Raw genomic sequence first — 25,940 nt, forward strand, 5'->3', positions numbered from 1 at the left:
GGCGTCGCTTCAAGGGCGGCCAGACGGCCGATCATCCTCGCCCACAGGGCCGACGAACTTCCCATGCCGCCGGCAGATCCATCTGGCGCATTGATCCTTCCGTAAAATCCTAATATTCTAATTATCGAATATTAAAATTAATCGGGAGGAACGCCGATGACATCCGGTCCGCGACCATTCTGGCCGCCGTTGGTGGCAGGATTTGCGCTTGGACTCACCCTGCTGCTGACATTCGTGATCTCCGGAAACGGCCTTGGCGCCTCCGGCTTCGTCACGCGGCTGGCCGCCCAAATCAGCGCATGGATTGCGCCTGACCCGACGGCGGCCAATGCCTATTTCGGCCCCTTCATCAAGGCCGGGGCACCGCTTGCCTCATGGATCACCTGGGAAATCGTCGGCGTCCTGATCGGGGCCTTCATCGGCGCTCGCAGCGCCGGCCGGACGAAGGTGATGATCGAGCGCGGACCTCATGCCTCTGCCGGCCAGCGTCTCGCCTACGCCTTCATCGGCGGCGCCATCGTCGGCTTCGGCGCCCGCCTCGCGCGCGGCTGCACCAGCGGCCTCGGCCTTTCCGGCGGCGCCACGCTCGCCGTGGCCGGTTTCGTCTTCCTCGCCGGCTTCTTCATCGCCGGCTTTGCCGTCAGCGCATTCATGCGGAGGGCCTGGCAGTGAACATGCCTCTCTACGATATCGGTGTCGCCAGCGGCCTGCTGTCCGGCATTCTCTTCGGCTACGTGCTGGAGGCTGCCGGCTTCGGCAGCGCCCGCAAGCTGACCGGCCAGTTCTCGCTGAAGGACTGGGCCGTGTTCAAGGTGATGTTCACCGCCGTCCTCGTCGCCGCCGTCGGCCTCTATCTCCTTCGTCTCGGCGGCATGATCGCCGACAATTCGGTCTTCGTCCCGACCCTGTTCTTCTGGGCCATCGCCGCCGGCGGCGTTCTCATCGGCACGGGCTTCGCCATGGGCGGCTACTGCCCCGGCACGTCGGCCGTGGGCATTGCGGCGGGACGCATCGACGCTCTCGTCTTCGCGGTCGGCATGATCGTCGGCACCAGCGTCTTCGCCTGGGTCTTCGAGCCGCTGCAAGGCTTCTATTTCGCCGCCAAGGGGCCGGACGCCCAGCGCCTGCCGGACCTCTTCGGAATTCCGGAATGGGTCGTGCTCGGCCTCCTGATCGTCATCGCCATCGCCGGATTCCTTCTCGGCTCGAAGCTTGAACGCGCCCGTGGTGGGCCGTTCACCGCCGAGGATGTCAACGCCTGAGGGAGCGTCCAAGGCCAATAACAACGTCACTTCCAACCCATAGGCAGGAAACGTGTCATGAAGAAATCCATTCGCAAGAGCCTTCTCACGGCCGCCCTCGTGCCGGTCACCGTGGTTGCCGTCGGCGCCGCCGTTCCCTCCGCAGCCCTTGCCCAGGCGATGAACCCCTGCGCCCCGGCCGCAGGCCCGGCCAATCCCTGCGCGCCGGCAATGGCGCCCGCCAATCCGTGCGCACCCGCGGCCGCCCCGGCTGCCGCGAAGGCCGACGAGGCCGCGCTGCCGAAGGGCATGTACGACACGACCACCAAGTACAAACAGGCGGCCTTCGGCAACCAGATGCCGAACATCGTCGAGAACTACCTGCGCGCCGTGCCCTATATCGGCACCGGCGGCCTGATCGAGCCGACCGGCATGGACATGCTTGCCTCGCTCGGCTTCAAGACGATCGTGAGCCTGAACACCGACGAGGAAGGCGCCGCCGCCGAACGCCCGCTGGTGGAAAAGGCCGGCATGACCTTCATCGATATCGGCGTGACCACCAAGGCGCCGACCAACGACCAGGTCGCCGAATTCGCCAAGATCGCCGAGGACCCGAACAACTATCCGATCTTGGTTCATTGCGAGTCGGCCAACCGCGTCGGCGCCATGTGGGCGCTCTATCGCGCCTCAAAGGGCATCCCGAAGGACATTGCCATCGAGGAAGGCCGCACCATCGGCCTGAAGACCAGCCGCGAACCGGCCGTGCGCGACATGCTCGGCATGCCGGCGCTCTGAACGCCGGCCTCGTGCGAAAATCGGTGGGGTCGGCCTGGCGGCCGGCCCTTTTGTTTTGGGCAGGGTAACGGCCCTTTTTTCCTGCCATTACAGGCTGGCAAGGAACGGCAAGGCGATGGGGATCGATCCGATGACCGAGACGATGGCAAAAGCCAAGGCCCCACGGCTGCCCTTCCCGCAGGACCTGACCGGCTTGTCAAGAGAACGGCTGGAAGCCATGCACGATGCGGCGGCCAAGGTTCTTGAATGCGAACAGGCGCTTGCGCAATCCGGCTCGAATGTCGTCGCGGAGGTCCTGCGGGATCAGGGCGATTTCCTGATCTGGGAGCGCTACCCCAAGGGCGATCTCTTCGATCTTGCGAACCACAGCCACTATTTCTACCACGCCCATACACGGCAAGAGATGGCGGACGGCGAGAACGGCCATTTCCATCTGTTTGTCCGGCCTGCTGAAATCGCAGCCGACATGAAGCCGTGGCAACTGCCGGGGGCGGTAATCCCCGAGAACCCGGCCGACCGCTTCGCCCATATCGCCGCGATCAGCGTCGACAATTACGGCCGGCTGATCCGCATCTTCACCACCAACCGCTGGGTGACCAACGAAACGCTCTATCGGGCGGAGGACGTCATCGCCCTGCTCGACCACTTCGCCATTGGGCTCGACCATCCAAGCCGGGCGCTGAACCAATGGCTCACCAGCCTCGTCACCCTCTACAGGCCGCAGTTGGAAGCGCTTCTCCGCGCCCGCGACGCCACGCTGGAGGCTTGGGCGAAAGAGCATCCGGGCTCGGAAATCCTCGAAGACCGAAGGCTGCAGAACACCAGCGAGGTCTATGTCGACACGATCAAGCAGATCGAAGCGATCGAGACGGCGCTCGATATCTGATGCACGGACAGCGCATTTGATCCCGCTCAATTCGGGAGAGCCCCATCCGGAGCAGAATTGGCCCATCGAAGAACAGGCGAAATGGTCACGCAACCCGGCGCCGACCTGCCGCCGAGAGGAATCCTGCGATGGCGGAAATACCGGAACTCACCATTTCACCCGAGAAGGTCTGCTTCATCATCATGAAGATGCGCCAGTTCGACGCCAAGGAAGCGGGGACCGATCCCGATCCGGCCTCGAACGCGGCCGACGACAATGCCTGGTCCGTGCTGGAGGATACCAGCGACGATCCCGTCGTTCAGGAACTCTCCAGTGTCATCCGGTCGCTCAACGAGGACGAACAGATCGATCTGGTGGCCCTCGCCTGGCTTGGCCGGGGCGACGACAGCCTCGAGAGCTGGGACGATCTGCGCAACTCGGCCGCCGAGGCCCACAACAAGCGCACCGCCTCCTATCTCATCGGCATGCCGCTTCTGGCCGACTATCTGGAGGATGCGCTGTCGCAGTTCGATCTCAGTTGCGACGATCTGGAGATGGATCACCTCTGACGACGGCTCGCGGGTGTCCGGGAGCCGAAATTGCGGCTTCCGGTCCATTTCAAACGCAACGGGCTGACGCGTTCAAGGTCCGCAGGAGACAGTCGGGATAAGGGCTTCCCGGTCCGCCAGAAAGCGAGCGGCAACGCTGGATGCATGTCGAACGGCAGTCGCAGGAACGGCGCCGCGAACGAGCGCGTCGGTCAGGCCGGCCGCAAAGACATCGCCGGCCCCTGTCGTATCACCGGCGGGCGGCGTCGGCGGAACCGCGATTTCGGCGATCTCGCCATTTTCCCAGAGCAGGACGGGTTCGCCGCCGTTCGTCAGCGCAATGGCCTGAAGCGCGTCACCGGCCATTGCCTTTCCACGTTCGAAAACCTGCCGGGGATCTTCATCGGGAAAGTCGACGCGGGAGGCGACCAGCATATGGGCCGGCCGATGCTCCTCCGGTTCCAACGGCATCTGCGCCACGACGATCGATTGCGCGAGGCGCTGGGTCAGCGCGGCAGGGTCGATCCGGCGCCTGTCAGCATAGATGGCGTCGGCCGCAACGTCCGGCAGATGGCCGAGCCGGCTGATCTGCGAGGTCTCGGCCAGCAGGATGGTCCGCTCCCCGGACGGCTCGACCAGAATCTCGGCCGGGCGCATTTGGCCGGCTTTCCAGCCGATGTAGGTCTCATCGAATCCCAGCGAGATCAGCGCGGCGCGCACCGTCTGCCCATTCGGATCGTCGGGAACGGCAACGCTGAAAAGAACCTGATGACCGAGCGCCTTGAGGGCACAGGCAGCATTGAATCCGCCACCGCCAAGACGTGTCTCGACATCCCTGAACATCGTGCGCCCGCCGGGCGTCAGGCGCGTCGAAAGCCTCCAGACCCTGTCGATGTTGACACCGCCCGCGACGAGAACAGTCGCCATCGATACCGGTTCCCTTTCCGCCGAACGCCCTGACGCTGGGCCGCCGACCCGCAAGGGCGTCCGGAACTCGTCCAAAGCCGCAATAACCCGACCGCCCGCGATTGCCGTCACGGATTCCTGCTCCGCGTTTGAGGCAAATCGTGTCCGAGGTTTTGGAACCGCGCTTAATTTTTTGCAAACGATAAGAGGGAGCCCGGATCAGTCCGATGCCTCTTCGTCGGCGGAAACGGGAAAACGCGCCAGCGTGTCGATCACCTCGTCGTCGCCGACCTGACGAAAGTCGTCATAAAAGCCCCCGATGGAGCTGAAGAATTCCGGCGAGGCGAGGCAGATGAGTTCATCGACCTCGCGGCGAAGCTCGGCGACCGTATCGGCGGGCGCGACGGGGACGGCAAGGACGAGTTCCTTCGGATGCCGCTGACGGATGGCTCGCAGCGCCGCCTTCACCGTCGCCCCGGTGGCAATTCCATCATCAATGACAATGACGATACGTCCCGCCAGCACGGCACGCTTGCGGCTGCCGAGATAGAGTTCCCGCCGCCGTTCGATTTCGGCAAGCTCACGGTCCTTCGTCGCCTCGAAGTCCGCCTCGAAAATCCGCGACATCGAGATGACCGACGCGTTTCGAACGACGATCGGCTGATCGCCGTCGACGACGGCGCCCATGGCAAGTTCGGGCTCATGGGGCACGCCGATCTTGCGCACCAGAACGAGGTCGAGCGGCGCCTTGAGGCTTTCGGCAACTTGCGCCGCGACGGGAACGCCGCCGCGCGGCAGTGCGAGGATGACCGGCTGCCGTCCGGCATAACCGGCGAGTGCCTTGGCCAGCCGCTGGCCGGCGTCCGTTCTATCTGTGAACCGCATGTTTGCCCCCGCCTCCCGGATCGGACTGCGCCCTGTGTTCCTCCGGTTTGCCGAAATGGCGTTCGAACCAATCGCCAGCGAGGGCGGCCGCAGCCCGCCTGTAGGCCCTGCTGCGAAAGCCATAGGCCCCCTGCTGGTCGAGCAGGTCGGAAAAGTTCCTCAGACGGGACGCAATGGCGGCATTTTCCGCGATCGGACCGCCCTTCGGGTGTCCGTCCGTTGCGTCCGATGTCGATTCCGGCGTTACAGCACCCGGCATCCCCAGGCCTTTCCTTCCCAAGTGTGGACGGAACGCGCAGCCAATGCCTCTCCGCTCAAGTCGATGTTCGTCGATATGACCGATCAACCGACGCCCAGTCGTGCGCCAAAGGCGGCCGCCTTGTAGCGATAGGCGCCCGATTTCAGCTCGGCTTCGAGAATAGCCAGCTTCGCCGCCGGCGTAGAGCTGCACATCGCCGCCATGTCGGCCATGGCCTTGTCCGCACCGGCACCGCCAAGCGTGCAGAACAGGGCCACGCGCTTCAGCCTGGTGCCATAGTGCGCCAGATAGGCGCGCATGGGCGATGACATCGTTCCGGCCCAGACCGGCGTGCCCATAATGACAAGGCCGTAGTCGGCGGGGTTCTTCTCCGCCGGTTCGATCTCGGCGAGCTTTCTTTGCCAGGCCTCCCGTCCCGACCGGAACCAGCCCCAGAGCCCGTTCCGCTCGCCGGGTTCGCGGATCTCCTCGATTTCCGCCGCGCAGGACTCGGCCACAGCCAAGGCGACCTTCCGCGTATTCCCCGTCCGCGAAAAGTAGACGACAAGCACATCGGCCATTCACGTCTCTCCCCTGCTGCGAAATCGGGACCGGGGTGCGGGGCCAAACGCCGGACTCAAGTAACCTCGACCGTTCGGCACGCTTCCCGGCAGGGACGTTTCCCCCGTTCCTCAACTCCTTGCCGAGTAAGGTCCGGAACGATCAGGCTGTCATTGATCAATATCATCGTCATGACCGCCGGGATCATCGCAAGTATTGAGGCAGGGAACCGACCGATGCGCGAGCGCGTTGTAGCTCGTTGACCGCCATCAATGATTTTCGGGCGGTCATCACCAATGCTGAAAAGGAATTGCAGCAAGCCAAACCCGGTCGAGCGTCTCGCCAGAAATCCGCCGCATCGGCCGGCCAAGGCGCCGCCAAACCGATACGGCAAGCGGATGTTCCTCGCCCTCCGTCCGGCATCGAACGCAAGGCATACGGCCATGACAAAGGACGAATTCGAACAGGCCCTTCTCAATCCCGCCTCGGTCTTCAAGTCCCCCGAAGCGGTTCTGGAGGAAAGCAGCCTCACGAAGAGGCAGAAGACCGAAATTCTGCTGCAGTGGGAGTATAACGCTGCCGAGGAAGCGGTGGCGCTCGAAGAAGGCATGCCGGGCGAGGAGACCAACATGCTGCACCGCGTGCTGACGGCGCTTGGGCAGGTGGCAGGTCCGATCGACGTGGAGCATACCGGCCCCTCCAAGCAGCATGGCCTGCGAGAGACGTAGGCCGCTGTTTCTGGAGCGGAGCCTGCCGAATTCACGCGATTGCGGACAGGGCATGCTCGCATCCAAAGCTCGCGTCACAGTCATGGACGCAAGCACGCATCAGCGTCCGGAAGCCCCGGAGTCATTGACATCGGTCAATGCCGCGAGAGCCGCTTCGCGCTCCCATGCCGCACGGGCTTTGACAGGCTTCGAGACTGAAGCCGAGGGCGATCCCCGAACCGCCGATGTCCGAGGCCCGGATGTGTCAACAACGCAAGAGCGGGACGCCGGAGCGGTCTTCCTGCAAGCAGACGTCAGGAAGATGCGGGCGGACCAGGGAGACGATAGCCATGGTCGACACAGTTGCGAAAGTACCGGTGCAGAAAGAAGCCGCCGCCAATACACCGCCAGCCACGACGGAAGAGCACACGTGGCCTTTCCAGAGCCTGCGCCGGGAAATCGATCGCCTCTTCGACGATTTCATGCCGACCTCGCGCATGCTGCCGTTGAGCCGGCCGGGCTTCGGCTTCGAGGTCATGTGGCCGAGGAGCCAGGACTTTCTCGTCGCTCCCGCCATGGATCTTGTCGAAAAGGACGGCGGCTATGAGATCAGCGCCGAATTGCCGGGCATCGACGAGAAGAACATCGAAGTGAAGATCGCCGGCGGCCTGCTGACGATCAAGGGCGAAAAGACCGAGGAAAAGGAGAAGAAGGACAAGGAATACCATATGTCCGAGCGACGCTATGGGTCCTTCCAGCGCTCCTTCAAGCTGCCCGAGGGTGTCGATGCCGACGCCATCAAGGCCGACATCAGCAAGGGTGTCCTGACCGTCAAGATGCCGAAGAGCGCCGAGGCGAAGAAGAGCGAGAAGACAATCCCCGTCAAGGCGGCGTGACGATCAGGAATTGAGTCTGGGTGCGATAGACGCGGAGCCTTCGCTCGGCGATGGCCCTGCGGCATTGGGGCGGCACAACAAGAAGACAAAAACACCGGCAGATCTGCTGCAAACGGGAGACGGTGCTGATGATTGACACAGACGACCACGGCTCACGGCCGCGTACCAACGACGCCCGCCTGGGCGTCTGCCCTCGCCTCACCTTGTCGGTGCTGGTCGATCTGGGTCTGAGCACCAGCAATATTGCGCACTACTGGAATCGCAAGACCGGCTTCGTGGAAGACATGATCTCCCACTACGGCATTTTCTCGCCTGACGACTGCTGTGCGGGCGGCCACCGGTGCGCCGATCTCGAAGGCATCTGCCCGATTTTCGACGGGCTGTCCGGCCAGCCAGCCGCGCGCGGCGCAACCCGGCAAGAGCACCGGCATCCGGCGTCGGCCGAACCCGTTGGTTTCCGGGAGAAAAAGCTCAACTAGAGCAATTCCTGGACCCAGGAACATCGTTACCAAGACAAGGGCGCCGCCGCGTTCGGACGAACCGAACCGGGCGCCCTCTTTCTGTCCGTTCCCACCAGCGAGCCATCAAGACCGCATGGCCGTTCAATTGATCCCAATCAAGGAAGCCGGCTGCCAAAACGCCGACAGTATTGCTGTCGGCGGCGGCGTGTCCTTCGCGGCGACACACACTGAAGAATGATGCCGCACGGGCGTGCCAGCGAGGCGACGGCTGCAAGGCGACGGCAGTTGCAAGCATGCCGAGGATCCATATCCTGCGAGGTCTAAATGCCCTTCGATAACAGACGGGAAGCCGGTCGCAAGCTTGCAGAGGCGCTGGCAAGTTACAGGGCCAAGGAGCCCGTCATCCTGGCGCTTCCTCGTGGCGGCGTTCCGGTCGCCGCCGAGGTGGCCGATGCGCTCGGCGCCCCGCTGGATCTTGTCATCGCACGCAAGGTCGGACTGCCGGATCACCCCGAACTGGCGATGGGCGCGGTCTCGGACGGCGCAGAGCCCGTCATCATTCGCAACGAGGATGTCATCCGGGCCTCCCGCATCGGCAAGTTGCAGTTCGACGCCGCGTGCCGGACGGAGATCGAGGAAATCGAAAGACGGCGTCAGCGCTACGCCGGCCCTCGCGACCGCCCGGACCTGAAGGGGCGGGTCGTCATCGTGGTCGACGACGGGATCGCCACGGGGGCAACCGCGAAGGCGGCACTTGGTGCCGTCCGCCAGCAGCACCCCCGGGAGTTGGTTCTCGCGGTTCCGGTGGCGCCGGCCGACACGATCGGCGACCTGCGCCGCGAGACGGACCGGCTGGTCTGCCTCGAAACGCCCGAACTCTTTGGCGCAATCGGATTTTTCTACGTCGATTTCCGGCCCGCGCGCGACGAAGAAGTGATTTCGATCCTCCAGGACGTCAGGACAAGGCGAGAGGGCACGCCTTAGGGCATGTCCCGGCAAGTCCTGGGGAGAGCGCTTTGGGCCGCTCCTCGATGTCCTTAGCCAAAACAGCTCAGGCTGCGAAGCCGCGCGACATTCGTGACCCGGATGTTGTTGTGCTTTTCGATTGAGATGATCCCGCGGCGTTTGAGGTCGGAAAAGACCCTGCTGACCGTTTCCGTGGTCAGGCCGAGATAGTCCGCCGTCTCCTGGCGCGTCAGCGGCAGGATGAAATGCGCGTCGCAATCCGGTACGGTCTTTGGCCCGGGATCGTCCGAAGGCGTCTCGTCCAGAATGCTCAGGAGAAATGTCGAGACACGCTCCGTTGCGGACTTCGCCCCCAGCATCACGGCATGGGAATGCAGGCGAACGACCCGCCGTTCCAGATAGTCCCTGACATAGCTTCGCATCTCGGGCCGGGCTTCCAGATGGTTTCGGGAAAAGGCGCAGAGATCCGCCTCCACGACCGCCTCGGCCGTGCAATCATGCCGCCCGTCTGACGCAAGGCCCAGAAGATCGCCCTGCCCGAGCCATTCGACGATCTGGCGCCGGCCGTCATCGAGAACGCGATAGAGGATGACGGAACCGGCGACGATCACGTGGAACTGCGAGGCCTCGTCGTCCTGATAGAAGATGACGTGACGGGCGGGGAAAGTCCGCCTGCGGCCACCGTCGTCGCACAGACGGCGAAAGGTCGGATCGCTGCCGCGGGCCAACGGGCGGATAGCAAGGTCATCCCCTGCCCGCACTTGATCCCGGTCCTGGACAGCGACGGCCAGGGGCCCGCCCTCCCGGCTGTCAGCATGAGGCAGAAGGATCCTGTCCTGCATGACGAAAGGCCTCACGTGGCGACTGGATGGCAACGCCTGACACGCCATCGAGGACATGTCGCGCAGAGCCGGGAAGCGCCGGAACCCTGTCTTGGGTTCCGGCACAATGATCACAGCCGGAACGCCCATACTCCGGCGCCCCAGGGGAAGCATCCGCCCCGCCCCGGGGAAAGAAGCGTCGGAAAGCGGCCACATGAATGCATGCGGCCCGGCGCCGCCTCAGTGCGGCGAGGCCACCGCGTGAACGAGTTCGCCCGTCAGTTCGCGACCCGCGTGATGGGAGACGTCGCTGAGCGAGAGCATGCCGACCATCCGCTTGTCCTTGTCGATGACCGGCATCCGCCGGATCTTCTTTTCCTCCATGAGGTGGACGGCGTCTTCCAGGGACTCCTCGGTCTTGCAGTAGATGACCCCCTTCGTCATCACGTCGCGAGCGGTCAGGCGACTTGTATCGTGGCCATCGGCAAGCGCCCGGAGCGCGAGGTCACGGTCGGTGATCATGCCGATCAGCCTGTCGTTCTCGCCGACCGGAACGGCGCCGATATCCTGCTTTTTCATCATCGATGCGACGATGGCGATGGACGTCTCGGGCGTGACCCATTGCGTCCCCTTGTGCATGGCATTTTCGGTTTTCATGTCTTCCTCCATTCCCAGCCGACCTGAAGATTAGTCCTAGGACCGCCGGGCTCGTTGACAGCCGTCAACAGGAATGCCGGTTCTCGCCGCCGCAGACGGTCGTACCGGCCGACCCAGTCTCCTTCAGGAGCCGCCACCGTTCTTTCGCGGCCCTTTGGCTGGATTCGGGCCAGAACTGGTCGTCAATGCCGCCAGTTTGCCCATCTCGCTCGCATAATCCGTCGCCGCCTCCTGCATGAAATCGGAAACGGCCTGGAATGCATCCTGCACCTGTTCGGCCGCCTGGATTTCGCTGAAAAGCTTCGCGCTCCGCTCACAGCGATGGGTGAGAAAATTGAACATCTCGGCCTCGCAGGTCAGCATCGTCTTCCAGGCCTGCGCCTGCAGGGCGACCGGCGGCGTCGCGAAAATTGGGCCGTTGGTCCACGGCAACATGAACGGAAACACGGGATTTGCCTGTTCTGGTTTTTGCTGCATGACTGGTTCTCCCGGAAGGATCGCTGGAACGCCCCGCCGCTTGTCCGGAGCCCTGGTTGCTTGTCCGGAGCATCGTTCCGCCGCCATGCCGCCCCAGGGCTGGCATCGAAACGCGCGGCCGTTCAGGCGGCGCGATGAAGAGTGGCATCCGGCGCCACGCCGGCGGCCTCGCGATGCTCGCCATGCCCGTGCAAAATGGACAGGAGCTCGTTGCCGCTATTGCCGGCAACCCAACCAAGCTTGCGAATGTTACTGATTACGACGCGCCGGCCATTGACGACCGTCAATATGTCGCCCCGCGCGAGTTGCTGAAAACTCCGGGACAGCGTTTCCGGCGTCGTTCCGAGATAGGCCGCAAGGTCCTTGCGGCCAACGGGAACGTCCAGAACGATCACCCCGTCCTCTTCCGCGTGACGCCCGAGCGCCAGCGCATGCAGATAGCCGGCGAGGCGCTCCAGCGCCGTGCGGCCATTGAAGAGGGTCAGCCACTCCTGCACTTCCTCGGCCTGCCGGTGCATCAGCTCCAGCACCCTGAGGGACACTTCGGGAAACGCCTTCAGGATGCTCACGAACGTCTGGCGCTGCATCGTGCAGACCACGGCGGGCGACGCCGCCTCGTAGGCAAAGCGCGAGCGCGGCTCCGTCAGACTGCCAATCATGCTGCCGTGTTCGAGGATCGCGACGACCATATGCCGGCCTTCAGCGGTCGTGTTGGTCACCCTCACGACGCCGGAAACCAAAATCCCGACATGCAGGCAATCGTCTCCCTGGGGAACGATCGTCTCGCCCTTGGCATAGTTGGAAACGAAGGAGCCGCCGGCCAGTCTGGCAATCCCGGCGACACAGGCTGCCTTGCACGGCCCTTCGGCCCTCACCGGGCAGGTGTCGCATTTGGTTGCCGATTTGTTGGAGCCTTTGTTGTCATACATCGCGCTCTCCATGTCCGCATACATGGCAGCAGGATCGAGATGAACGCCCGCGTCTGACAATGATGCGGCAGGTGCACCGCTCCGGCCACAGCAGCGGATGAACACCAGCCCTTCATATTTTGGGCGCAGCCATTCCGATCAAGCCGTTGAGAAAATAGTATCCATGTGGACGATCGGCCCGGCAAACAGAGAATTGTTGAGAATTGTTCCGGCGGCTGCAATACTTCGCCCGCCAGCCGCTCGGTCGCCCTGGAATAAGTTCAAAGCGCGCAGGAGCGTCCCGGCCTGAATGGCTCCATGGAACGCGAAGAAATTCCCCCCGACGACGACAAGTCATGTTCCCGGCCCAGCATGGAACGACAGTCCGTCAGCACCTCCAGATCCGTTGGCGATGGCCCGATATCTCTGCTGTCGGTCTTTGCGGATCATGACGACATTTGCTTCTGGCAGTGGGCGATTGCCGACGGCGACACCCACTTTCCGCAAAATGCCGTAAGCTTCTTCAAATTCCGGCCCGATGCCGTCCCGCAAACGCTGGACGCCTGGCTCGACGACATCGTGGCGCCGGGCGAGCGCGAAGCCCTCCTGGAGCGCTTGCGGTCGATCGACACGAGCAAGCGCCATATCGATCGCTTTGCCTTTCGCATCAAGGACCCGGACAACGCGGAACGATGGATCGAGCAGCGGGGCGTGATAGACGAGGTCGACGGCCGGCTGTTGGTGACCTGGATGTCTCAGGACATTACCCAGAAGCGCAGGACAGCCGCCGACCTTGAGGTCACGGAACGCCAGTTCGACCACCTCGTGCAGCACGCCAGCGTCGGCATCCTCGCGTTCGACACGGATGGAAGGGTCACGAGCTGCAACCCGGCATTCCACGCCATCCTCGGCTATTCGAGCCGTGACCTCCACGGACGTTCCCTGACGTCCCTCGTACATCATGAAGACGCGCGCCGGCACGGCGCACGGCTTCAGCAACTTCAGGACGGCGAGATCGAGGCCTTTGACTGCGAATGCCGATTTCTGACGAAGTCTGGCGCGGTTGTCTGGGTGGAAACGCACGCCTGGGCGATGCCCGGCAGGAACGAGGCCCTGCCCGAATTCGTGGCGATGATCACCCCCATCGAGGAGCGGGTTCAGGCACTTGAGCAACTGCGCCAGGAGCGCGACAAGCTGCAGGCCATCTTCAATCATGCCGGCGTCGGGCTGGCCGTGACCGATGCAGCCGGCAAGGTGCAGGCGATGAACGCCGAGGCCGTCCGCATCCACGGCTTCGAGGATTGGCCAAAGACGGAACAGTCGCTCGAGTTGGCCCGCTCGCAGTTCGAACTGCGCTATCCGGACGGCCGCTTGATGTCCATCGACGACTGGCCGGGTTCGCGCGCGCTGCGCGGCGAGTTCGTCAAGGACTACGACACCATCCTCTCCAGGAAGGATGGCAGTCATTCGCGATACGCCCGGTATTCCTGCTCGCCGATCCGGGATGCGGACGGCAATGCGATCATGCAGGTTTATTCGATCCATGACCTGACCGAAACGCACCGCCTGCAGGAAGCACTCTCGCAATCGCAGAGGCTCGAGGCGCTGGGACGCCTTGCCGGTGGCATCGTGCACGACTTCAACAATGTCCTCGCCGTCATTTCGGGAAATCTGGAACTCATCGCCAAGAAGCAGCACGACGACCGCACGAGACACTGGATTCAGGCCGCGCTCGACGCCGCCGAGACCGGCGCCAGCATCAATCAGCGCCTTCTGGCCATCACCCGGAAGAAATCCCGGCAGAAGCGCACGATCGACGTCGTCCGCAAGCTCCGGAGCATGGGCGAACTCTTCCGGCGCATCGTCGGAGAGGACATCAACCTAGAGGTCGATGTTCCCGACGAGAAGCTTTTCATTGCCGTCGACCCCGGCGATCTCGACTCCGCCCTTCTCAATCTCGTCGCCAACGCCCGGGACGCGATGCCGGATGGCGGGACACTGCGCATTGCCGTCCGGCGCGCCAATGAAGGTGGCAAGGGCGGGGTCCACCGCCACCCGAAAGGAAACGATGTGGTCCTGTCGGTGCAGGACACCGGCATCGGCATGTCGAAGGAAACGATCCGCCTTGCCGCCGAGCCGTTCTTCACCACGAAGCCTGCCGGCAAGGGCGTCGGGCTGGGGCTCACGGGCGTCCACGCATTCGCCGACCAGAACGGCGGGACGGTCAGGATCGTCAGTGAAATCGGCGCGGGCACGGACGTCAGGATCATGCTGCCGGAAACAGAAAGCTGTCCTGAAGCGCTGGAGATCGAAGAGGACGAGACCCCGATCCCACGCGGCAACGGCGAAACCGTTCTTGTCGTCGAGGACGACGACCGCATGCGCGACCTGGCGCGCCAGAGGCTCGAATGGCTCGGCTATCGGGTTGAGGAGGCTGCCTCCGCCGACGAGGCCTCGAAGCGGATCGCCGGCGGCTTGCGGCCCGCGTGCGTCTTTTCCGATATCCGCTTGCCCGGGGACATGAACGGTCAGGAACTCGCCAACGAGATCATGGCGGCGCATCCCGACATCGGCGTCCTGCTCTGCACCAGCTACCCGGAAGACATCCGTGCGCGGCACACCCGCAAGACAAAGCCTCGCCCGGCGATCCTCGGCAAGCCCTGCTCGCTTCTTGAATTGGCTCAGGCCGTCTCCGACGCGATCGAGGACGCGGTCGGAAACTCGGGGGCCAGATCTCCGATGAAGACATAGCCGACGCCGCGCACGCTCTTGATCAGCGGAGCGCTTCTCCTGGCGCATTCGATCTTGGAGCGCAGGCGGGCGACGTGACCGTCGATGGTCCGGTCCATGGGATCGCGCTCGCGTCCGCGAAGCATGTCCCAAAGATCGTCGCGCGAAAGAATGCGGTCGGGATTGGCAAGAAAGGCCGCAAGAAGGCCGGCCTCCGTCTCGGTGAGGTTGACCGGGCTGCCGTCGGTCTTCGTCGCGACATGCGTCCTCATGTCGAAGATCGTGTCGCAGATGCGAACGCAGGACGATGTCGCGGGCCTTGCCTGCGCCAGATGTTCCGGCTGCAGCCGGTCGTAGCGCTGCAGGACGGAGCGGACCCGGATCGAGACTTCTCTCACATGAAAAGGCTTGGTGATATAGTCGTCGGCGCCGCCTTCAAGGCCGGTCACCCGGTCCTGGGGCTCACCGCGTCCCGTGATCATGATGATCGGGACATTGACCAGGGCGCGGATATCGCGTGCAAGCTCAAGGCCGTCCTCCGCGCCGAGGTTGAGGTCCAGCGTGATCAGATCGACGTCGCGTTCGGCCAGAACCGAGAACAGCCCCCGCCGGCTGCGGGCCTCGACAATCTCGAAGCCCTCATCCGAGAGTGTTTCCGACAGGACGTCTCTGACCGCCTTCTCATCGTCGACGACGAGGATGCAAGGCCGTGTCGCGAGCCGTTCGGAGCGATCATCGTCCATGGACGGCGTCATGGTCTGCTCCCGCATAATTCGGACTTCTACGGATAGCGGCGACCGGAATTGCAGATCAATCGTGGCAAGTACGTAGTGTCGGACGAGGCCGCGCTGCCGGTGGCACCGTCGCATGTCCTCTGCTCAGCGGTCAAACAGAGCCTTCAGTTCCTTCCATGGCCGGGTGTTCAGGACGTCGCCGGCCTCGATCCACCCCCGCCGCGCCTGGTCGACGCCATAGCGCATGGCGCCAAGTCCGACGGTCGAATGCGCATCCGTCGAGATCGCCAGCCTGACACCGGCCTCCTTGGCCTGCCGGCAACGAATGTCGTCAAGGTCGAGCCGCATCGGATGCGCATTGATCTCCAGGAAACAGCCCCGAACCCGGGCCCCCTCGATGATCCGGTCAAGATCGAGGCCGTAGCCGGGACGCTGGCCGATCAGCCGGCCGGTCGGATGGGCGAGAATGTTGAAATAGCGGTTATCCATCGCCTTGAGGATGCGTTCGGTCTGCCGGTCGCTGTCGAAGTCAAAGCCGAAGTGGACGGCGCAGACCGTATAGTCGAGGCGCTTCAGGATGCTGTCGGGCAGATCGAGCGTGCCGTCGGCGAGGATATCGACCTCGCAGGACTTCAGGAGACGAAAACCGTCGAAGCGGTCGTTCAGCCGGTCGATCTCGTCAAGCTGCCTGGCCAGACGTTCGGGATCGAGACCGTTGGCCACGATGACGTGCTGCGAGTGATCGCTGACCGCCAGATAGTCGTAGCCGAGTGCCCTTGCCGCCTCCGCCATCTCCTCAAGGCTGCTGCGCCCGTCCGAGGCATCGGTGTGGGCGTGAAGGTCGCCGCGGATATCCGCCAGCGTGATCAGCTTCGGCAGCATTCCCGCCTTTGAAGCCTCGATCTCGCCACGGTCCTCGCGCAGTTCCGGCTCGATATAGCCAAGGCCGGCCGCCCGGAAGACGTCCTCCTCGCTCTCGCCTCCGACGCGCTCCTTGCCCTTGAAGACGCCGTACTCGTTGAGCTTCAGGCCCTTGTCCTGAAGGATGGTCCGGATCGCGATGCTGTGTGCCTTGGAGCCCGTGAAATAATGCAGCGCCGTACCATAGCTTTCCTCCGGAACGACCCGCAGGTCGACCTGAATTCCAGACGTCAGGATGACGGTCGAGCGCGTCGGGCCCTTGGAGACGACCTCCGCGATCTCATCATAGCGGACGAAATAGTCCGTCAGGGCCGGACCATCGTCGCAGATCACCAGAAGATCGAGGTCGCCGACCGTCTCGCGCCGGCGCCGGTAGCTTCCGGCGACAACCACCCGCGTCGCGCCGGGCGCCGCCGACAGATAGCGCGTCAGATCCCGGGCGAATTCCTCGGCAAGGGCGATGCTGAACCGCTTCTCGGTCGTCCGATGCTTCGCGATATCGTCCAGGATCTTCGCCTCAATAGCGGCACCGAACTTCGGCAGGTCCCTCAGTCTGCCGGCCTTTGCCGCGGCTTCCAGATCGGCCAGCGTCCTGATGCCGAGTTCCTGATGGAGGGCATGCACGCGCTTCGGTCCTAGCCCCGGAATGGCCGTCAGCGCGGCCAGCGTCGAGGGCGTCCGCGCCTCCACCTCTTCCAGCGCTTTCAGACGGCCGGTCCTGACGATCTCTACAATTTTCTCGGCAAGATCGTCGCCAATGGCCGGTAGCGTCTCCAAAGGCTCTCCCCGCTCGATCAGGCTCGCGACGCTTTCCGGCAGTTCCCCGATCGTGGCGGCGGCCCGGCGATAGGCGCGGACGCGAAACGGGTTGGCCCCCTCGATATCGAGGAGGTCGGCCATCCGCTGGAAGAGTGCGGCGATATCGGCATTGTGCACGGACATACCGACTGGTTAGCGCACCGGGGACCGCTCCGCCTTGACCGGCGTCAACCGACCGCCTGCGGCAGTGGACCAAAGCGGTTCGGCCCGCAGCAGTCCGACGGGCCGCATCGCTCTTTCTCCCCTCCCGTTGATCCAAATCATTCGCTTCGGATGAAAAGTGGGAAACCATCGCCTCACTGACCCGATGGGTCGAGAAAGATCGAGCGAAAGCTCCTGTGGGCGATCCGATGGTCGCTCGCGGCAAAACAAGACAGAGGAGAAACGGGATGACCGGTCAAAAGCTGCCGCGACATGGATGGGTTGTCGTGTGCGACGGCGCCAAGGCCTTGTTCCTGCGCAACGAAGGCGACGAGGTCTATCCGAACCTGAAGACGGAAAAGGTGCTCGACGAGCCAGCTCCGGCCAATCGCGACCTCGCCTCCGACAGGCCCGGACGGGTCCACGAATCGGCCTCGCATGGCCGCTCGGCCATGGAAGAGACCGACCGCCACGACGAGGCCGAGACCGCCTTCCTGACGACGGTTGCCAGCGAACTGAGCACGCTGAAGGAAAAGCGCGGCATCACCCATCTTGTCGTCGTGGCCCCGCCGAAGGCGCTTGGCGTCCTGCGCTCGAAGCTGTCCCCGGCGGTCCAGCAGATCGTCTCGGCGGAAATCGCCAAGGATCTCGTGCAGTTTCCGATCCACGAGATCGAGACCAAGCTGACCGCCTGACCGCAGCGCGCGTCTGGGCGTGGCTGCCAACATGACATCAAGCGCCGAGCCACCGCCCGGCGTTTTTTTTCGTTGCTTTTGCGGGCGCCCTCACCGCAACGAGCGACACGAAACCGGGCTCGCGCCGGCAAACCTCGCGATCTGCCCGACATTCAAGGCAAAACGCAGCGATGGCTTTGCCCGATGGCGAAATTCGGCTTAAAGATGGCTTCCCGTTCCGCCACCCGATCATCATGGAATCCCAATGTCCCGTCCCCTGACCGTCAGCGATTTCAAGGAACTCGCCCGTCGCCGCGTGCCGAAGATGTTTTTCGACTACGCCGACAGCGGCTCGTGGACCGAAGGCACATACCGCGCCAACGAAGAGGATTTTGGCAAGATCAAGCTGCGCCAGCGCGTGCTCGTCGACATGACCAACCGGTCGCTGGAAAGCACGATGATCGGCCAGAAGGTGGCGATGCCGGTTGCGCTGTCCCCGACAGGGCTCACCGGCATGCAGCATGCCGACGGCGAAATCCTCGCCGCCCAGGCCGCCGAGGCCTTCGGGGTGCCCTTCACGCTCTCGACCATGAGCATCTGCTCCATCGAGGACGTGGCGGCGGCGACCAAGAAGCCCTTCTGGTTCCAGCTTTACGTGATGCGCGACCGCGCCTTCATCGAGAACCTGATCGAGCGCGCCAAGGCGGCCCGCTGCTCGGCATTGGTACTGACCCTCGACCTCCAGATCCTCGGCCAGCGCCACAAGGACATCCGCAACGGCCTGTCCGCGCCGCCCAAATTCACCCCCGTGAGCCTCTGGCATATGGCAATTCGGCCGGGCTGGTGCCTCGGCATGCTGGGCACGAAGCGGCGCACCTTCGGCAACATCGTCGGGCACGCCAAGAACGTCTCGAACCTCTCCTCGCTCTCGGCCTGGACGGCGGAACAGTTCGATCCGCAGCTTTCCTGGAAGGACGTGGAATGGATCAAGGAGCGCTGGGGTGGACCGCTGATCCTCAAGGGCATTCTCGATGCCGAGGACGCGCGGCAGGCGGTCGACACCGGCGCCGACGCGATCATCGTCTCCAACCACGGCGGCCGCCAGCTTGATGGCGCCCCCTCCTCGATCTCGGCGCTGCCCGACATCGTTGCGGCCGTCGGCGACCGGATCGAGGTTCATGTGGATGGCGGCATCCGCTCGGGACAGGACGTGCTGAAGGCGCTCTGCCTCGGCGCCAAGGGCACCTATATCGGCCGCCCGTTCCTCTATGGCCTCGGAGCCAACGGACGCGAGGGCGTCGCCTCGGTGCTGGAGATCATCCGCAACGAGCTCGACATCACCATGGCACTTTGCGGCAAGCGCCTGATCGCGGATGCCGGTCCGGATATGCTGCACAAGCAATCGTGACTTGGCCCCGACCGGAACAGGCTGGACACGGCCGGACGGCCACGCCAATTGGAAAAAGACGAGACGAACCAGCGAAGGTTGCTGCCATGACCACGGAGACCGTCCGCAATCCGAACGATCGCAACCATTTCATGGTCATTCGCCCCGTCTACGAACGGATCAGGGTCTTTGCCGGTGACACGCTGATCGCCGACACCACCAAGGCGATCGAGATTGCCGAAACGGGCAAGCACCCCTATCCGCCGATACTCTATATCCCCAAGGCCGCCCTGAAACAGGCTTTGGAGAAGGCGGACAAGACAACGCATTGCCCGCTCAAGGGCAACGCGCATTATTACCTGCTGGACGGCAAGGAAATCGCCTGGGCCTATGACGAGCCGTTGCCGTCAGCCGAACGCATTGCCGGCTACCTCGCCTTCTGGCCGGACAAGGTGCGGATCGAGCGAGGCGACTGAACTTCCCGCGCTACGACAGAGCCTCGCTCGCCAGTTCAGCGACAATAGCCTCGCGTTCGGACCGCGAAGTCGCCATTCGCGCCCGGGCCGCGGCAACGATTTCAGCCGAAGCCTGCTCCGGCGTTCCGGACGAAAACGGCGGCGCAGGCGCGTATTCCAGCGCCAGCTGGATCGTCTTTGCCTCGTCTTCACCGAGCAGTTCCGCAACGACCGAAAGACCGAAATCGATCCCCGAGGTGACACCGCCGGCCGTGATGATTGCGCCGTCGCGCACCACCCGTTCCGCAACGGGCGTCGCTCCGAAAGACGGCAGGAAGTCGAGCGCGTTCCAGTGCGTGGCCGCCCGCCTGCCCTTGAGCAGTCCCGCCGCGCCGAGCACGAGCGAGCCGGTACAGACCGAGGTGACGAACCGCGCGCCCCGCGCCTGACGGCGGATGAAATCGAGAACCGCCTCATCGCGCAGCAGCGCATTCACGCCGCCGCCACCGGGCACGCAGATGACATCGAGCTGCGGGCAGTCCGCGAAGGTCGTGTCGGGCGTCAGCATCAGCCCCGTAGCCGAACGGATCGGCATGAGATCCTTCCAGACGAGATGCACGCTCGTTCCGGCCGCCGATGCGAAGACTTCGAACGGTCCTGTGAGATCGAGCTGCTGGACAGCGGGAAAGACGAGAAGGCCAATATGCAAGGTCATGTGAGGGATCTCCGATTGACTTGGCCGAGCCTAGCAGGTCACTTTCTGGCCTGAACGCCAATTACCCCTCGGTTTGCGCCAAAATGCTCCGCCGCATCGAAATCCTCAATTTTCCCGACAGCCAGCTGCTCGATGTTGCTGGCCCCTTGCAGGTCTTCGCCTCGGCCAACGACATGCTGCGCTTGGCCGGCCAGCCGCTCGCCTATGAGGCCGTCGTGGTGAGCAAGACCGGGCAGACGAAGACATCCTCGGGTCTCGTCCTGGAGGCAGCTCGCTTGCCGCCCGTCGACGCTCCGCTCGATACGCTGATCGTTCCCGGTGGATGGGGCATCAATGCCGCCTGCGAAGACCGCAGCCTCATCGACTGGATCGGGCAGCGCTCGAAGGCCGCGCGGCGAACGGCGTCGGTGTGCAGCGGGGCTTTCCTGCTGGCGACCGCCGGACTGCTCGACGGGCGGCGCGCCGTCACGCACTGGCAGCGCTGCGAGGAGTTCCGGCAGAGGTTTCCGAAGATACGCGTCGACCCCGACCCGATCTTCATCCGAGACGGCGACATCTGGACATCCGCGGGTGTGACCGCCGGCATCGACCTCGCTCTGTCGCTGGTCGAGGCCGATCTCGGGCACGACCTCGCACTCGCTGTTGCCCGCCAGCTTGTCGTCTTCCTGAAGCGCCCGGGCGGGCAGTCGCAGTTCAGCGCCGCCCTCACCCTTCAGGACAATGGCGGGCGCTTCGACGACCTTCATGCCTGGATCGTCGCGAACCTCGACCGGCCCCTCTCCCTTGCCGATCTCGCGGACCGGGCCGGCATGAGTCTCAGGAGCTTTTCGCGCCACTACCGGCAATCGACGGGCAGGACGCCCACCGAAGCCGTCGAGCAGATGCGCCTCGAAAGCGCACGCCGCCAGCTTGAGCAGGGCCGCCCGGTGGCAAGGGTCGCCGCCCGTTGCGGCTTCGGGGCGGAGGAAACCATGCGGCGCGCCTTCCAGCGCCGCTTCGGCATCAGCCCGCAGGCCTACCGAGAACGCTTTTCCGATTAGAAGCCGTTCGCCGGACCACCCCGGAGAGAACGGTCGGACTCAATCCTCCGAATAGCGCTCCTCGGCCCACGGGTCGGCGTGATTGTGATAGCCGTTCACCTCCCAGAAGCCGCGCTTGTCGGCCTCCAGGAACTCGATCGCCCGGAGCCACTTGGCGCTCTTCCAGAAATAGAGATGCGGCACGACGAGGCGCGCCGGACCGCCATGCTCGCGCGCGATCGGCTGACCCTGCCAATGGGTGGCGATGAGCGCGTTCGGCGCGGCGAAGTCCTCAAGCGCGAGGTTGGTCGTATAGCCGTCGTAGCTGTGCAGCATCACGTGGGTGGCGCTCTCCGCCGGATCGCAGCGCATCAGCAGGTCTCGCGTCGAAACGCCTTCCCAGGTGTTGTCGTAGCGCGACCACGTCGTGACGCAGTGGATGTCGGACAGGAAGGTGCTCTGCGGCAACGCCTGGAAGTCATCCCAGGAAAGATCCAGCGGTTCGGCGACCTTGCCGAGGATCTGCAGGCGCCATGTGGAAAGCGGCACGTCAGGCTGGATGCCGAGGTCGAGGACCGGCCAGTCGCGCGTCAGGTGCTGACCCGGCGGCAGGCGCTCCGCGCCCGGCACCATCTCGCGCCCGGTCAGGAACTTCTGCTCCTTGGCCCAGCGCAGCTTGGACCGCGTCAGCTTGGTCTCGGGCGGCAGTTCGGAATTGTGCGAATCGTCTGGCATCACAAAACCTTCGTTCAACGGTGTGGCGTTTGTTTGAGGATCAAAATTAACGAAACATTCATACAAATAGCACCTGAAATTAATCTTCGCACTGTTACCCATTAGTCAGCTTTTCTCGGGGGTACATGATGCGAAGACTTCTACCCAAAGGTCTCTCTGCCAAATTCCAGGCCATCCTGCTGTTGACCGTCATCGGCTTTCTCGGATTGGCCGCATGGTCGGCGGTCTCGTTGAAGCAGGAATTGATTCAGTTCAAGAAGTCCGAGATCCGGTCCATCGTCACGGCTGTCGCCACGATCGCGGCCGGCGAACAGGCGAAGGTTGACAAGGGCGAGATCGATCTTGCGACCGCGAAGGCCAACACGCTCTCGGCAATCAGGTCGCTTCGCTATAATGGCAAAGACTACGTTTTCGTCTACGACTTTGATTACAAGGGCATTCTTAATCCGGTGAAGCCGGAAAACGATGGCAAGAACCTGCGCGACATGACCGACTCCAACGGCAAGCACCATGTTCAGGAGATGGTCGATATCGCGAGGACAGACGGCTCCGGCTTTGTCGAATATGGTTGGATCAATCCCAAGGACAATGCCGGTTATACGAAAATGTCATTCGTCCAGGGCTTCAAGCCGTGGGGCTGGATGTTCGGATCCGGCGTCCTGATGGACGATGTCGACGCCCGATTCATGTCGGCGATGGAGAAGAGCCTCGGCATCACCGCGCTGATCATCGTGATCCTGTCGACCATCCTGATTGTCGTGGTGCGAAGCGTCGTGAAGCCGATCACGAGCATGACCGGCACAGTGATGAAGATCGCCAGCAACGATCTGGAGTCGGAAATTCCTTCCACCGACCGTCAGGATGAAATCGGCGATATCGCCCGCTCGATCGAAACGCTGCGCAACAATACGCTTGAGCGCCTGAAACTGGAAAAGCGCCAGTCGGAGGAAGAGCGCGCGCGCAACCGCCGTCAGATGGAAATCGAGGCGATCCTGAGCGACTTCCAGAATGAGGCGACTTCCGCCATCAACCGCGTCAGCGAGACAATGCAGGGCATGCTGACGACCGCAAAGGCGGTGGACGCAGCCTCCCGCCGCACGGCCGACAACGCCGCCACCGTCACCAGCGCCTCCAACGACGCCGCCGACAACGTCGGCGCGGTGGCAAGCGCAGCCGAGGAACTCGCCTCGTCCATTGGCGAGATCACCAACCAGATTTCGCGGACGACGGAGGTCGTGGAACAGGCCGCTCGCTCGACCAAGGACGCCAACGACATGGTCGACGGCCTCGCCCAGGCGGCAAGCAAGATCGGCGAAGTGGTCACGCTCATTCAGGCGATTGCCGAGCAGACAAACCTCCTTGCGCTCAACGCGACGATCGAGGCGGCACGGGCCGGCGAAGCCGGCAAGGGATTTGCCGTGGTGGCCTCCGAGGTCAAGAATCTGGCGGCGCAGACGGCGCGCGCCACGGAGGAGATCGCCGCGCAGGTGACAGGCATCCAGTCCTCCACCAGCGACGCCGTCCGCGCCATCCAGTCGATCACCACGACGATGGCGGACGTCAACCGCTACACTGGCGCAATTGCCGCCGCCGTCGAGCAGCAGGGCGCGGCGACATCGGAAATCAGTCGCAACATCGCCATGGCCTCCGACGGAACGCGGGTCGTGAGCGAGAACGCCAGCGAAGTGTCCGGCGCGGCCGACGAGACCATCCGCTCGGCCGAAAGCGTGGCGACCGCGTCACGCGCAGTCGCCGAACAGTCCGACGGCCTGCGCGACAGCATCGACACCTTCCTGCGCAAGGTTGCCGCCGCGTGATCTGACGGCACGTCAGGCAAAGTTCCATGAACCGGGCGGCGACGGAAACGTGGCCGCCCGCTCTCGTTTCAAGGCCGGGCCGACGGTCGGGATTTCACTTGCAAGCAAGGCCAGCACCAACGCCCGGCTTTCCCTTCGCGTCTTCAGGGAAAACAGACCGTCCTTGCCGCCCTTTACCAACTGGATCATACTTGCACCGCAAGCCCCGCGACATTGCCGCTCGGGGCCAAGAAGAGCGCGGCCCAATCAGGTACTGCGTCGTGACCGCGCCGGAAAGGTGCGAAATGACCACCTATATCGTGATGCTCAACTGGACGGAGCAAGGCATCAAGCATGTGACGGACTCGCCGAAGCGTCTCGATGCCGCCAAGGAGCAACTCGCCGCCATGGGCGGTCGCTTCAAGGAGTTCTACCTCACCATGGGCGAATACGACATGGTCAGCGTCGTCGAGGCGCCGGACGACGCTGTCCTTGCCCGCTTCATCATGATGCTCGGCCGCCAGGGCTTTGTGCGCAGCAAGACGTTGAAAGCCTTTCCGGAAGCGGCCTACCGCGAGATCGTCCACACCCTGGAATGACGAGCGAGATGATCTGCAACGTCTATTGCGCCGCCGTCGCGTCGGCGGACCGGCCTTCCGTGACGCTCGGCCAGACCTCTGCGAGAAGTTCGTAGGATTTCAGCCGGCTACCGTGGTCGTATATGTGTGCGGCAACCATCACCTCGTCGACGCCGGTCTCGTCGAGGAACCTTTGCAGCTTCTCGCGGATCGTCGCCGGCGAACCGACGAAGGCATAGCTGAGCATGCGTGAGACATGCACCTTTTCGATGGGCGACCAGTAGCTCTCGATGTCGTCGATCGGCGGCAGCATGCGCCCGCGCGTGCCGCGCACGAGGTTGGTGAAGCTCTGCTGCGCGCTGGTGAAGAGGCGCTTGGCTTCTTCGTCGGTCTCCGCCGCGACCACGTTGATGCCGGCCATGGCATAGGACCGTGCCAGCTGCTCCGACGGTTCGAAGCCGGAGCGGTAGAGCTTCAGCGCGTCGATCAGCGCCTCGGGCGCGAAATGCGAGGCAAAGGCGTAGGGCAGCCCCAGCATGGACGCCAGTTGCGCGCCGAAGAGGCTGGAGCCGAGAATCCACAGCGGCACGTTGAGCCCTGCCCCCGGCACCGCCTGGACGATCTGGTTCGGCCCGGCTTCCGCAAAAAGCGCCTGAAGCTCCTGAACGTCGCGCGGAAACGTGTCGGCGGCCTCCGGCGAGCGGCGCAGCGCGCGCAGCGTCGTCATGTCGGTGCCCGGCGCACGGCCGAGTCCGAGGTCGATGCGTCCGGGATAGAGCGATTCCAGCGTTCCGAACTGCTCGGCGATCACCAGCGGCGAGTGGTTCGGCAGCATGATGCCCCCTGCCCCGACACGGATCGTCTTCGTGCCGCCCGCGACATGGCCGATGGCCACCGCCGTCGCCGCACTGGCGATGCCGATCATGTTGTGGTGCTCGGCGAGCCAGAAGCGATTGTAGCCCCAGTCCTCCGCATGTCGCGCGAGGTCGAGCGAATTCATCAAAGCGTCGCGCGGCGTCAAGCCTTCGGGGACGGGAGCAAGATCGAGGATGGAGAGTTTTGCCATGACGCCTCGCAAGGGTTCGGAGGGGCGAGACTGTCAGGTATGGACAGGAGGTGGGAATTCAAGAGCCGGGATCTGAGAAGATAATCGGCATTGCCAATGCAGGAACCTCCCATCGTCATTCCCGCGAAAGCGGGAACCCAATGGCCACGCGGCACGTGAACGAGCCAGGAAGGTCGCGGCGACGCTTCTGGAAAAATCCGCCGGCATTCAGTTTGGTAACATGATTGGGTTCCCGCTT

Annotated in this window: 29 protein-coding genes; 16 read left to right on the top strand and 13 right to left on the bottom strand. The window is 63.7% G+C overall.

Features of this window, described 5'->3' with window-relative positions; genetic code table 11:
- The first annotated feature begins 156 nt into the window (after positions 1 to 156).
- From HDIA_RS13995 to HDIA_RS14015, 5 genes are all read left to right on the top strand, one after another.
- Positions 157 to 672, top strand: a complete 516-nt coding sequence (locus HDIA_RS13995; RefSeq protein ID WP_099556720.1) for a YeeE/YedE thiosulfate transporter family protein — start codon at positions 157 to 159, stop codon at positions 670 to 672.
- A 2-nt stretch (positions 673 to 674) separates the two neighbouring features.
- A complete protein-coding gene (locus HDIA_RS14000) occupies positions 675 to 1,262 on the top strand; it encodes a DUF6691 family protein (protein ID WP_099556721.1) in 588 nt (195 codons plus the stop codon).
- A 57-nt stretch (positions 1,263 to 1,319) separates the two neighbouring features.
- Complete coding sequence (locus tag HDIA_RS14005) at positions 1,320 to 2,036, top strand: protein tyrosine phosphatase family protein (RefSeq protein ID WP_099556722.1); 717 nt, start codon at positions 1,320 to 1,322, stop codon at positions 2,034 to 2,036.
- A gap of 130 nt (positions 2,037 to 2,166) precedes the next feature.
- Positions 2,167 to 2,922 (top strand): DUF6969 family protein, encoded by a 756-nt coding sequence (locus HDIA_RS14010; protein ID WP_157775637.1) that lies wholly within the window; start codon positions 2,167 to 2,169, stop codon positions 2,920 to 2,922.
- Between the two features lie 128 nt (positions 2,923 to 3,050).
- A complete protein-coding gene (locus HDIA_RS14015; protein ID WP_173796236.1) occupies positions 3,051 to 3,470 on the top strand; it encodes a DUF3775 domain-containing protein in 420 nt (139 codons plus the stop codon).
- Between the two features lie 72 nt (positions 3,471 to 3,542).
- On the opposite strand, the gene HDIA_RS14020 is transcribed toward HDIA_RS14015, so the two are convergent.
- The 3 genes from HDIA_RS14020 to HDIA_RS14035 all read right to left on the bottom strand — a co-directional run bounded on the left by HDIA_RS14020 (position 3,543) and on the right by HDIA_RS14035 (position 6,059).
- Complete coding sequence (locus tag HDIA_RS14020) at positions 3,543 to 4,376, bottom strand: carbohydrate kinase family protein (RefSeq protein ID WP_099556724.1); 834 nt, start codon at positions 4,374 to 4,376, stop codon at positions 3,543 to 3,545.
- A gap of 198 nt (positions 4,377 to 4,574) precedes the next feature.
- On the bottom strand, positions 4,575 to 5,240 hold the full coding sequence (locus HDIA_RS14025) for a phosphoribosyltransferase (RefSeq protein WP_099556725.1): 666 nt from the start codon (positions 5,238 to 5,240) through the stop codon (positions 4,575 to 4,577).
- 342 nt (positions 5,241 to 5,582) lie between these two features.
- Complete coding sequence (locus tag HDIA_RS14035; RefSeq protein WP_099556727.1) at positions 5,583 to 6,059, bottom strand: flavodoxin family protein; 477 nt, start codon at positions 6,057 to 6,059, stop codon at positions 5,583 to 5,585.
- Positions 6,060 to 6,482: 423 nt separating this feature from the next.
- Here HDIA_RS14035 and HDIA_RS14040 point away from each other — a divergent pair, with 423 nt between their 5' ends.
- The 4 genes from HDIA_RS14040 to HDIA_RS14055 all read left to right on the top strand — a co-directional run bounded on the left by HDIA_RS14040 (position 6,483) and on the right by HDIA_RS14055 (position 9,087).
- Complete coding sequence (locus HDIA_RS14040) at positions 6,483 to 6,767, top strand: hypothetical protein (RefSeq protein ID WP_157775641.1); 285 nt, start codon at positions 6,483 to 6,485, stop codon at positions 6,765 to 6,767.
- 329 nt (positions 6,768 to 7,096) lie between these two features.
- The gene (locus HDIA_RS14045) at positions 7,097 to 7,642 is read left to right on the top strand and encodes an Hsp20/alpha crystallin family protein (protein WP_099556729.1); all 546 of its coding nucleotides are present in this window, start codon (positions 7,097 to 7,099) and stop codon (positions 7,640 to 7,642) included.
- Between the two features lie 128 nt (positions 7,643 to 7,770).
- On the top strand, positions 7,771 to 8,121 hold the full coding sequence (locus tag HDIA_RS14050) for a hypothetical protein (protein WP_099556730.1): 351 nt from the start codon (positions 7,771 to 7,773) through the stop codon (positions 8,119 to 8,121).
- A gap of 306 nt (positions 8,122 to 8,427) precedes the next feature.
- Positions 8,428 to 9,087 (top strand): phosphoribosyltransferase, encoded by a 660-nt coding sequence (locus tag HDIA_RS14055; protein WP_099556731.1) that lies wholly within the window; start codon positions 8,428 to 8,430, stop codon positions 9,085 to 9,087.
- A 53-nt stretch (positions 9,088 to 9,140) separates the two neighbouring features.
- Here the strand turns inward: HDIA_RS14055 and HDIA_RS14060 are convergent, their stop codons facing one another.
- From HDIA_RS14060 to HDIA_RS14075, 4 genes are all read right to left on the bottom strand, one after another.
- A complete protein-coding gene (locus HDIA_RS14060; protein ID WP_162292648.1) occupies positions 9,141 to 9,830 on the bottom strand; it encodes a Crp/Fnr family transcriptional regulator in 690 nt (229 codons plus the stop codon).
- Between the two features lie 300 nt (positions 9,831 to 10,130).
- Positions 10,131 to 10,547 (bottom strand): CBS domain-containing protein, encoded by a 417-nt coding sequence (locus tag HDIA_RS14065; RefSeq protein WP_099556733.1) that lies wholly within the window; start codon positions 10,545 to 10,547, stop codon positions 10,131 to 10,133.
- Positions 10,548 to 10,670: 123 nt separating this feature from the next.
- Entirely contained in the window at positions 10,671 to 11,024 is a 354-nt protein-coding gene (locus tag HDIA_RS14070) for a hypothetical protein (protein ID WP_099556734.1), read from the bottom strand.
- A 122-nt stretch (positions 11,025 to 11,146) separates the two neighbouring features.
- The gene (locus HDIA_RS14075) at positions 11,147 to 11,953 is read right to left on the bottom strand and encodes a Crp/Fnr family transcriptional regulator (RefSeq protein ID WP_162292649.1); all 807 of its coding nucleotides are present in this window, start codon (positions 11,951 to 11,953) and stop codon (positions 11,147 to 11,149) included.
- Between the two features lie 351 nt (positions 11,954 to 12,304).
- On the opposite strand from HDIA_RS14075, the gene HDIA_RS14080 reads away from it, so the two are divergent.
- Positions 12,305 to 14,683: a PAS domain S-box protein gene (locus HDIA_RS14080; protein WP_162292650.1), complete on the top strand. Its 2,379-nt coding sequence runs from the start codon at positions 12,305 to 12,307 to the stop codon at positions 14,681 to 14,683.
- Here HDIA_RS14080 and HDIA_RS14085 read toward each other — a convergent pair.
- Together HDIA_RS14085 and polX are read right to left on the bottom strand one after the other, a co-directional pair.
- Positions 14,614 to 15,417 (bottom strand): response regulator transcription factor, encoded by an 804-nt coding sequence (locus HDIA_RS14085; RefSeq protein WP_210202866.1) that lies wholly within the window; start codon positions 15,415 to 15,417, stop codon positions 14,614 to 14,616. The genes HDIA_RS14080 and HDIA_RS14085 overlap by 70 nt on opposite strands.
- A gap of 123 nt (positions 15,418 to 15,540) precedes the next feature.
- Positions 15,541 to 17,259, bottom strand: a complete 1,719-nt coding sequence (gene polX / locus HDIA_RS14090) for a DNA polymerase/3'-5' exonuclease PolX (protein WP_099556738.1) — start codon at positions 17,257 to 17,259, stop codon at positions 15,541 to 15,543.
- 266 nt (positions 17,260 to 17,525) lie between these two features.
- On the opposite strand from polX, the gene HDIA_RS14095 reads away from it, so the two are divergent.
- The 3 genes from HDIA_RS14095 (at position 17,526) to HDIA_RS14105 (ending at position 19,814) form a co-directional block, all read left to right on the top strand.
- Positions 17,526 to 17,972 carry a host attachment protein gene (locus tag HDIA_RS14095; RefSeq protein ID WP_099556739.1) on the top strand — a complete coding sequence of 149 codons (447 nt, stop codon included), beginning with the start codon at positions 17,526 to 17,528 and terminating at the stop codon, positions 17,970 to 17,972.
- A 244-nt stretch (positions 17,973 to 18,216) separates the two neighbouring features.
- Entirely contained in the window at positions 18,217 to 19,359 is a 1,143-nt protein-coding gene (locus HDIA_RS14100) for an alpha-hydroxy acid oxidase (RefSeq protein ID WP_099556740.1), read from the top strand.
- Positions 19,360 to 19,445: 86 nt separating this feature from the next.
- The gene (locus HDIA_RS14105; RefSeq protein WP_245883874.1) at positions 19,446 to 19,814 is read left to right on the top strand and encodes a DUF427 domain-containing protein; all 369 of its coding nucleotides are present in this window, start codon (positions 19,446 to 19,448) and stop codon (positions 19,812 to 19,814) included.
- Positions 19,815 to 19,824: 10 nt separating this feature from the next.
- On the opposite strand, the gene HDIA_RS14110 is transcribed toward HDIA_RS14105, so the two are convergent.
- Entirely contained in the window at positions 19,825 to 20,508 is a 684-nt protein-coding gene (locus HDIA_RS14110; RefSeq protein WP_099556741.1) for a DJ-1/PfpI family protein, read from the bottom strand.
- Positions 20,509 to 20,591: 83 nt separating this feature from the next.
- Between HDIA_RS14110 and HDIA_RS14115 the strand changes: the two genes are divergently transcribed.
- A complete protein-coding gene (locus tag HDIA_RS14115; protein WP_099556742.1) occupies positions 20,592 to 21,548 on the top strand; it encodes a GlxA family transcriptional regulator in 957 nt (318 codons plus the stop codon).
- Positions 21,549 to 21,587: 39 nt separating this feature from the next.
- Here HDIA_RS14115 and HDIA_RS14120 read toward each other — a convergent pair whose 3' ends face one another.
- Positions 21,588 to 22,262: a sulfite oxidase-like oxidoreductase gene (locus tag HDIA_RS14120; RefSeq protein ID WP_099556743.1), complete on the bottom strand. Its 675-nt coding sequence runs from the start codon at positions 22,260 to 22,262 to the stop codon at positions 21,588 to 21,590.
- Positions 22,263 to 22,387: 125 nt separating this feature from the next.
- Here HDIA_RS14120 and HDIA_RS14125 point away from each other — a divergent pair, with 125 nt between their 5' ends.
- Positions 22,388 to 24,079: a methyl-accepting chemotaxis protein gene (locus tag HDIA_RS14125; RefSeq protein WP_099556744.1), complete on the top strand. Its 1,692-nt coding sequence runs from the start codon at positions 22,388 to 22,390 to the stop codon at positions 24,077 to 24,079.
- A 12-nt stretch (positions 24,080 to 24,091) separates the two neighbouring features.
- On the opposite strand, the gene HDIA_RS25375 is transcribed toward HDIA_RS14125, so the two are convergent.
- A complete protein-coding gene (locus HDIA_RS25375) occupies positions 24,092 to 24,268 on the bottom strand; it encodes a hypothetical protein (RefSeq protein WP_157775644.1) in 177 nt (58 codons plus the stop codon).
- 95 nt (positions 24,269 to 24,363) lie between these two features.
- Here HDIA_RS25375 and HDIA_RS14130 point away from each other — a divergent pair, with 95 nt between their 5' ends.
- Entirely contained in the window at positions 24,364 to 24,657 is a 294-nt protein-coding gene (locus tag HDIA_RS14130; RefSeq protein ID WP_099556745.1) for a GYD domain-containing protein, read from the top strand.
- Between the two features lie 22 nt (positions 24,658 to 24,679).
- On the opposite strand, the gene HDIA_RS14135 is transcribed toward HDIA_RS14130, so the two are convergent.
- Complete coding sequence (locus HDIA_RS14135; protein ID WP_099556746.1) at positions 24,680 to 25,702, bottom strand: LLM class flavin-dependent oxidoreductase; 1,023 nt, start codon at positions 25,700 to 25,702, stop codon at positions 24,680 to 24,682.
- Positions 25,703 to 25,940: the final 238 nt, after the last annotated feature.

Origin of the sequence: Hartmannibacter diazotrophicus, from assembly GCF_900231165.1 — a bacterium.
In the GTDB taxonomy this organism is placed as follows: domain Bacteria; phylum Pseudomonadota; class Alphaproteobacteria; order Rhizobiales; family Pleomorphomonadaceae; genus Hartmannibacter; species Hartmannibacter diazotrophicus.